This window comes from Clostridium sp. (assembly GCF_032552055.1).
Taxonomy (GTDB): domain Bacteria; phylum Bacillota; class Clostridia; order Clostridiales; family Clostridiaceae; genus Clostridium.
Window position 1 is genome coordinate 1 of record NZ_JAWGSV010000221.1, and the last position, 5,162, is coordinate 5,162.

General features: G+C 28.3%; 5 protein-coding genes. 3 read left to right on the forward strand and 2 right to left on the reverse strand.

Annotated features, from left to right (window positions below; all coding sequences use genetic code 11):
• Window positions 1-325: 325 nt before the first annotated feature.
• Window positions 326-916, forward strand: a complete 591-nt coding sequence (locus E6248_RS12725; protein WP_316341166.1) for a manganese efflux pump MntP family protein — start codon at window positions 326-328, stop codon at window positions 914-916.
• A 188-nt stretch (window positions 917-1,104) separates the two neighbouring features.
• On the opposite strand, the gene E6248_RS12730 is transcribed toward E6248_RS12725, so the two are convergent.
• Window positions 1,105-1,248, reverse strand: coding sequence for a DUF2087 domain-containing protein (locus E6248_RS12730; RefSeq protein WP_316341170.1), 144 nt, complete (start codon window positions 1,246-1,248; stop codon window positions 1,105-1,107).
• A gap of 64 nt (window positions 1,249-1,312) precedes the next feature.
• Here E6248_RS12730 and E6248_RS12735 point away from each other — a divergent pair, with 64 nt between their 5' ends.
• A complete protein-coding gene (locus E6248_RS12735) occupies window positions 1,313-2,662 on the forward strand; it encodes a [Fe-Fe] hydrogenase large subunit C-terminal domain-containing protein (RefSeq protein WP_316341167.1) in 1,350 nt (449 codons plus the stop codon).
• Window positions 2,663-2,801: 139 nt separating this feature from the next.
• Here the strand turns inward: E6248_RS12735 and E6248_RS12740 are convergent, their stop codons facing one another.
• Window positions 2,802-4,721, reverse strand: coding sequence for a glycosyltransferase (locus tag E6248_RS12740; protein ID WP_316341168.1), 1,920 nt, complete (start codon window positions 4,719-4,721; stop codon window positions 2,802-2,804).
• Between the two features lie 177 nt (window positions 4,722-4,898).
• Between E6248_RS12740 and E6248_RS12745 the strand changes: the two genes are divergently transcribed.
• Window positions 4,899-5,162, forward strand: a 264-nt coding sequence (locus E6248_RS12745; protein WP_316341169.1) for a glycosyltransferase, incomplete at its 3' end; no start/stop codon positions are given.

Here is a 5,162-nt window from a genome sequence, read left to right on the forward strand (position 1 = left end):
ATATAAATCTTTTTTGTAAATTCTCTAAATTGAAAGAATCGATAATATAATTTATTTCTAAAAATATATTGTTATATTTTTTTATTGAAATTTTTAAATTCTTTTGATATTATATATATAATGATATTGATTGTATAAGGGAGTAGTTAGCTCTAGATTAGTAGGAGTTACTAAGTCAACATATTGAACTTTGTTCTGGCTTAGTATTAAATAGCGAGACTTATGCGTAGTAGTGCTACGCATAAGTCTTTTTTTGTTTTTATTAGCTTAAATCTTAGTTTTACTAAGTTTGAAATAAATTCATAATAAAAGGAGTACTAATTAAATGGGATTCTTATCAATTTTTATGACTGGAATAGGACTGTCAATGGATGCATTTGCTGTGTCTCTAGCTAAAGGCCTATGCTTAAAGGATGATGAAATTAAATATTCTTTTAGAGTTGCATTATTCTTTGGTGGCTTTCAAGCCATAATGCCATTACTTGGATGGTGGGTCGGTACATATTTTGAAATCTATATAAGATCTTTTGATCACTGGATAGCTTTTGCCTTCCTAGGAGTTATAGGTGGAAAAATGATTTTTGAATCAATTAAAGGTATCAGGAGTAGTGGAGATAATGATATCCCTACAGAATGTGAAAGAGATGAATTTTCCTATAAAAAACTTACTATATTAGGCATAGCAACTAGTATAGATGCTCTAGCTGTTGGAGTTAGTTTAGCTTTCTTAAATGTAAGTATAATTCCTTCAATAGTAATCATAGGAATAACTACTTTTATATTGAGCTTTTTAGCTATGTTCCTTGGTAAAAAAATTGGGCAGTATATGCAAAATTATGCTGAGTTATTAGGTGGTGTTATACTAATATTTATAGGAATTAAGATTTTAATTGAACACTTATCTGGACTAGCATAAAGGTGCTATCGCACAATGAAAAATTAAGAATGAAGAATGAAAAATTAACGAAAAAACTCCCTAAGGAGTTTTGAAAAGAAATTAATTTTAGTAATTCTGTAAGAATTACATCAATAATTCTTCATTTTTAATTTCTAATTCTTAATTTGGGCTGTTTGTGCAACAGCCTTTTTTATAACTCTTAATCATTATTCTCTCACCCAATATTTGCTAAAACATCTTGATCTATCTAGAAAACCATATCCAATTAAAGTCCTTCTAATAGTTTTATAGCCTCCAAATATCATTTTTAATATTCTATTTAATTTATTGTTTAAATTTTTCAGAAGTATATAATATTAATTAACAGGATAGGATATTACTAAAAAGGAAATAATTTATTGGGTGGTGTAAAAAGTGCATAACAAGTACAACGATCTTTTCGACACTTTAGTAAAGTCTTATTACAATGGAAATTTTGAAGAAACTCTTTCAACCATAATGGTCTGTCATGAAATCTCTCCTCAAGAAACATTTAAAATTATAACCTCCTTATGTGGAGTATCTCTAGATTTTGATAATAACTATATCTACAACATAAAAAAAGCAATTACCAATTATTCAGTAAACAAAAGATTAATAGAAAAACTTGATAGCTGTAGCCTAAGCTGTAAAAAAGAAGGTGAAGAAAAGTATAAGTGTCAATTAAGTTGTCCATTTGATGCAATAATGTATGATAATGACAATAAAACTACTTATATCAATTACGATCTTTGTGTAGGTTGCGGATTATGCATAGATTCATGTAAAGAAGGGAAAATTCTTGATAAAGTAGATTTCATACCTATTTTAGATTTAGTAAAAAACAATAAAACAGTTATTGCTGCTGTAGCCCCTGCAATTATTGGGCAATTTGGTGAAAATGTAACCTTAGATCAATTAAGGTCAGCCTTTATAAAAATTGGCTTTAGCGATATGGTTGAAGTTGCCTTTGCTGCTGATATGATTACTATTAAAGAAGCAGTTGAATTTAACAATCATGTAAATTCTCCTAAGGATTTAATGATTACATCTTGCTGTTGTCCTATGTGGGTGGGAATGCTAAAAAAAGTTTATAAAGAATTAGTCCCAGACCTTTCCCCTTCTGTTTCTCCAATGATAGGAACTGGCAGGGTTATTAAAAACCTTAATCCAGATGCTAAAGTAGTTTTTGTTGGCCCTTGTATTGCAAAAAAAGCAGAAGCTAAGGAAAAAGATTTACTTGGTGATATAGACTTTGTACTAACATTTCAAGAGTTAGATAATATATTTAAAGCTTTTGATGTTAAGCCTGAAGAGTTAGAAGGAATACCTACTAAAGACTATGCTTCAAGAGGTGGTAGATTATATGCTCGTACTGGTGGCGTATCTATTGCTGTTGGTGAAGCCGTTGAAGAATTATATCCACATAAAGCTAAGCTATTTAAAGCTATAAAAGCAGAAGGTGTAAGGGAATGTAAGGATATATTAAATAAAGCTTTAACTGGTGAAATAGAAGCTAATTTTATTGAAGGAATGGGTTGTGTTGGTGGATGTGTTGGTGGTCCTAAGGCTATTATCCCTAAAGACCAAGGAAAGATTTCTGTAGATAATTTAGCCTATAATTCTCCAATAAAAATAGCTACCCACAGTTCAACTATGAATAGCGTATTAGAAAAATTAAACATAACTTCACTAAAAGACTTTGAAGATCCCAATAAAACAAAAGTTTTCCACAGAAATTTCTAAATAACCCTTAATTATTAACAATAATTGTTAATAATTAATAATTTTGGTGGATATTATAACAAAAATCATTTTCTCTTCAGCCCTTGAGAATAGCATGTGATGTTTCTGTAAATTAAATCTTCTACTTAAGCAAAAAGTATTACATGTTATTCTCTTCCCAAAGGGTTAAGCTCGGATTCTTATCTAATATAGATTTATATTGCTCCAAACTTCCAAACTCTCCTTTTGGATCTAGCTTCATATATCTATTATACTTTTCAATTCTATCTTGAGTCCTGGCCCAACCATAATGCTTTAACCTTAAGGTAGTAATAAAATAAGGTAGGTTTATACAATTATATGGGATTCTCCCACAATGCTGTGCAGTTTCCTTAAATAAATAATTATAGTTTTCTTGATACCTTATTAGAAACAATTTATAAGTATTATGTGCACACCATAGACTATCATCTCTATAATGATTTTCATCCCAAAAATCATAAAGCCTAAATAAATATCCATCTACTTCTGTATTCTCCATAAGAACTCTTATATAGTCTTTAAATTTATCCTCAAATATCTCATCTGCATCTAAGAAAACTATCCAATCAGGATTTATTTTTATAGTTTCATCCCACTGTTGTCTCCTTAAAGTTACTTCATTACTAAATTTAGATTCCTCATTTTTAATTAATTTATATGGTATATCTTTAAGTATATCTTCTATTATTTCCGCTGTATTATCTGTACTTCCATCATCAATAATAACTGCATTATCTATATATTCCTTGGCTGAAATAAGAACTTCCTTTAAAAACCTATTCCCCTCGTTTTTAACTACCATTGATAATGTAAGTTTATTTCCTTTATCTTTAGCTTTTCTTATTAATGGTGTGACTATTGGTTCCCTTTCTACCTTGTTATCCCAACTAACAATCTTATACTCATTCTTAAGTATTTTTACTATAAATTCACTAAAAAACTCCTTATAGTAACTATAATCATTGCTATATCCTCTATCTGAATAAATAACTTTAATTTTTACTTCATCTATATTATTCATTTCTATAATCTTATAGCTTATTATATCTCTTTTATTTTTAACTCTATCTTTAATAATAGTTCCATTATAATTAAGAAGAATACTACTTACTAAATCCTCCTCAAAAAAATTTAAGTATTTTCTATTTATAGGCTTATTATATCCGCAATCCCCTATTCCCTCTAAGGCTAATTTCAATGTATTATATGCATTTAAGCTGTTAATTTTAAAATCTAAGTTTATATTACTCTTTTTGTATTCCTCTACTCCCTCTAAATCTTCCTCCCTATAAATATGGTAGGCAGGATAGTAAGTATCTACGTATAACTGAATTCCTAAGGCTGCTGCCCTTATGCAAAAATGCCTATCCTCTCCAACAAAGGAAATATTATAGAGCCTACTAAAATTAACTCCTTTATTTAATGAAGATTTATCTATTAATGTACATGCCCCTAATCCCCCTACCTTATATGTCCCTGGCTTTTTTAACATCTCTATAAAAGAAAACTTTCTCTTTACTTCTTCATCCTTACTAATTTCTTCTCCATAGTCACTATCATAAAGTGTATAATTATCCTTAATCCAAACTTGAGGTTCCTCCATAGAGCTTGGATACCATTTAGTCCAAAATACAGTTGATACTATTTCTTTATTTAAAGACAATAACCTTTTTAAAGTCTTTGGATGTAATATTAAATCAGAATCTATGAAAAACAAATAATCAAAGTCCTCTTTTTTAGCTATTTCTATGATGAAATTCTTAAAATCTATAACCTTGTTTACTATATCCTTAGACCATCTATGAGTAAAATTATCACATATATAATTACTTTCAGTATTATTTAACTTATATATATCAACATTTTCTTCACTCCTTCTAAAGCTCAATAAACTATCTGAGGATTCTTTTTCATCATTATCATCAATAAATATATATTTGATTTCTAAATCATCCTTTTCTAATTCTTTTAAAGAAGTTAGAAACTCTTCTAAAATATTAACTTTTTGTTTTATAGGACTACCTATTAATACTTTCATTCATATCTCCTTAACAATTAAATACTACTTATCATATTATGCTTAAAACTATTAAAATCACCTTAAATAAGTAATTTAAAGTAGAATTTGATAAGAATATGAATTTATCTATTATTAGCAGATTTATTTATTTATCATATTTTATAATGTACAACTTTTACTGGAGGAAATTTTATTTTGAATACCTTAAGTGTTTGTATTATAAGCGATAACGAAGAATCTAACTTAACCAGATGCTTAAAAAGCTTAGAAGAAATTGCAGACGAGATAATTTTAATAGATATTGGATTTACAGACAATACAACAAGAATTGCAGAAAGATTTAATGCTAAGGTAATAAAATTTCCTTGGAATAATAATTATAGTTCTGCGAGAAATAAGGCCTTAGAGATTGCAAAGATGGATTGGATACTTTCAATAAATTCTAATGAAGCTTTAGAC